At 62.4% G+C, this 3,050-nt stretch carries 2 protein-coding genes; both read left to right on the top strand.

Annotation, left to right across the window (positions count from 1 at the left end):
- Window positions 1–2,588 (top strand): DNA polymerase I (polA, locus tag JF66_RS15635; protein ID WP_035879492.1); only part of this gene is annotated, 2,588 nt, incomplete at its 5' end.
- Window positions 2,589–2,804: 216 nt separating this feature from the next.
- Window positions 2,805–3,050 (top strand): PAS domain S-box protein (locus tag JF66_RS15630; protein WP_035879491.1); only part of this gene is annotated, 246 nt, incomplete at its 3' end.

Here is a 3,050-nt window from a genome sequence, read left to right as displayed (position 1 = left end):
ACGGACAGCACACGAATGCCATTCATGGCTTCCTGTCCATGCTCCTCAGCCTGCTGCGCAATGAAAAGCCCACGCACATCGCTGTGGCCTTCGACATTTCACGAGCGTCGTTCCGTACCAGGGAATACCCCGCGTACAAGGGAACCCGAAACGCGACTCCCACCGAATTCATCGGCCAGATCCCGCTTCTGCAGGAGGCACTGGCCGCCATGAACATCACGACGATCACGAAGGAAGACTTCGAGGCGGACGATATTCTGGCCACCCTCTCGGTTCAGGGTGCCGAAGCGGGATTCGACGTGCTCGTCGTCTCCGGCGACCGGGACACGATTCAACTGGTCAACGACAGGGTCACCCTGCTCTATCCGGCGAGCCAGGGTGTCTCCGCCCTGACCCGCTACGACCCCGCACGGGTTCGCGAACGATACGGCGTCGACCCCGGTCAGTACCCCGATGTTGCCGCCCTCGTCGGCGAGACGAGTGACAACCTGATCGGAATTTCCAAGGTTGGCGAGAAGACAGCCGTCAAGTGGCTTGGCCTCTATGGCAGTCTCGATGGAATCCTCGAGCATGCCGAGGAGATCAAGGGTGTCGTGGGCAACAATCTGCGGGAGCAGAAAGACAACGCCATCCGGAATCGCCGGCTGAATCACCTGATCACCACGCTCGAGCTTCCGGTGGGCCCGGCTGATCTCACGCGCGTCCCGATGAATGCGGATGCCGTGCGTGACGTCTTCACCCGTCTCGAGTTCAAGACGCTGCTCGACCGCGTTCTCAAGATCGAGGGCGCAGCAGCCGTCGAATCGTCCGCGGGCACGGAGTCGAACGTGGCCGTGCAGGAGATTCCGGCCGCACCGGTCGCGCCACCGGCCCAGGACCTGCTGGATGAGGAATTGGCCGGGTGGATCGCCCGTTCCTCGGCCGCCACGCCGGCGGGCCTCGGCTTCACCGTCGAGGTGTACGAGGGCAAGGCGATCGGCTTTGGGCTGTCCAGTCTCACCGAGACGGTCAATCTGCCCTGGCAGGCAGGGCGCAGTGACTACGCGCCGGTCGAGGCGTGGCTGGCCAGCGATGCTCCCAAAATCATGCACGATGCCAAGGGGCAGATTCAGGCGCTGAGCCGCAGCAATGTCGCGTTTGCCGGGCTGGCGATCGACACGCTCGTGGCCGGCTGGCTGATCAGGCCGGGAGGGCCGGACAAGACGCTTGCCGAGCTGGTGAGTCGCTACCTGCAGGAAGAACTGCCCGTCGCTGACCCGAACCAACTGGTCCCCGACGAATCGGCAGGCGGTGGCGTACCCATGCAGGCCTGGTACACCCTGCGCGTGTCGGCGGCCGTGCTGGAAGCGCTCGATGCGGGATCCCGGCGCGTGCTCGCTGAGATCGAGATGCCGACGCTGATGGTTTTGGTGGACATGGAGCTCGCCGGAGTAGCGGTATCCCACGATCAACTGTCGACACTCTCGCACGAGCTGGGTGAGAAATCCGCCGATCTGGCCGCACGTGCCTACGCAGAGATCGGACGCGAGGTGAATCTCGGATCACCGAAGCAGTTGCAGGATGTGCTGTTCACCCAGCTCGAGATGCCCAAGACGCGCTCAAACAAGACCGGTTTCTCAACCGATGCGGGCGCTCTGGCCGATCTGCAGGCGAGCAACCCTCATCCGTTCCTCGACCTGCTGCTGAAGCACCGGGACGCCACCAAGCTGCGTCAGATCGTGGAGACCCTCGACAAAGCGATCGACGAGACCGGTCGCATCCACACCACGTACATTCAGATCGGATCCTCCACCGGTCGGATTTCATCGACGGATCCCAATCTGCAGAACATCCCCGTGCGCACCGAAGAAGGACGGCGTATCCGCGCGGCTTTCCAGGCAGGGGCTGGGCGGGACTGCCTGCTCACGGCGGACTATTCGCAAATCGAGATGCGCATCATGGCGCATCTTTCCGAGGATGCGGGCCTCATCGAAGCCTTCAACGCCGGTGAGGACCTGCACAGGTTCGTCGGGTCGCGGATCTTCGGTGTGGAGCCGGAGGATGTCTCGCCCGAGATGCGCAGCAAGGTCAAGGCCATGTCCTACGGCCTTGCCTACGGTCTGAGCGCCTTCGGCCTCTCCAAGCAGCTGCGCATCGAATCCAAGGAAGCCAAGCAGCTGATGACGGACTACTTCGCTCGATTCGGAGCGGTACGCGATTACCTGCGCCATGTCGTCGAACAGGCCAAGGTTGACGGGTATACGGAGACGATCTTCGGTCGACGACGGCCCTTCCCCGAGCTCCACAGCCCGAACCGTGCTCTCCGCGAAAACGCCGAGCGCGCGGCTCTCAACGCGCCGATCCAGGGATCTGCGGCGGATATCATGAAGATCGCGATGAACGGCATCGCGAGCGATCTGCGGGAACATGAGATGGAATCGAGCATGCTGCTGCAGGTGCATGACGAGTTGATTTTTGATGTGGCCCCGGGGGAGTGGGACGCGCTGCGCGACGTCGTGACCCATCGAATGAGTACGGCGGTCGAACTGCTCGTTCCCCTCGACGTTCAGGTCGGTCGCGGCGCCAATTGGGACGACGCGGCGCACTGACAAAGAAAATGTGCTGATGGGTCGATCGCTCGTGTAACGTAAATTTGAGAGCGATTGACGCCGGAGACTAGTGCAGTTTCCGGCCGGCCACCGCCGAAGATGCAAGGACCAGGGACCGTGTCGCCAGAGAAGACTCGAGAGGGTGCCGCGGGAACGCCGCCCTCAGATTATTGGGCTGAGCAGCTGGCCAGCGTCTCAGCGCAGAATATTCCGATCTTGATCGAATCGGCCCCGGATGCCATGGTGGTGACAAACTCTCACGGCCAGATCGTGCTGGTGAATGTCCGGACTGAACGCCTCTTCGGATACTCACGTGAGGAGCTGCTGGGCGAGAGCATTGAGATGCTCATCCCGGGGCGACTGCGGACACACCATCAGGGACACGTCGATTCCTTCTCGGAAGCGACCTATCATCGTCCTTTACAGTCGGGTCTCGACATCGTGGCCGAGCACAAGAACGGG

Origin of the sequence: Cryobacterium sp. MLB-32 (assembly GCF_000738085.1) — a bacterium.
GTDB lineage: Bacteria > Actinomycetota > Actinomycetes > Actinomycetales > Microbacteriaceae > Cryobacterium.
Note: the sequence above shows the minus strand (reverse complement) of the source record. Positions and strands in the feature narration are given on the sequence as shown.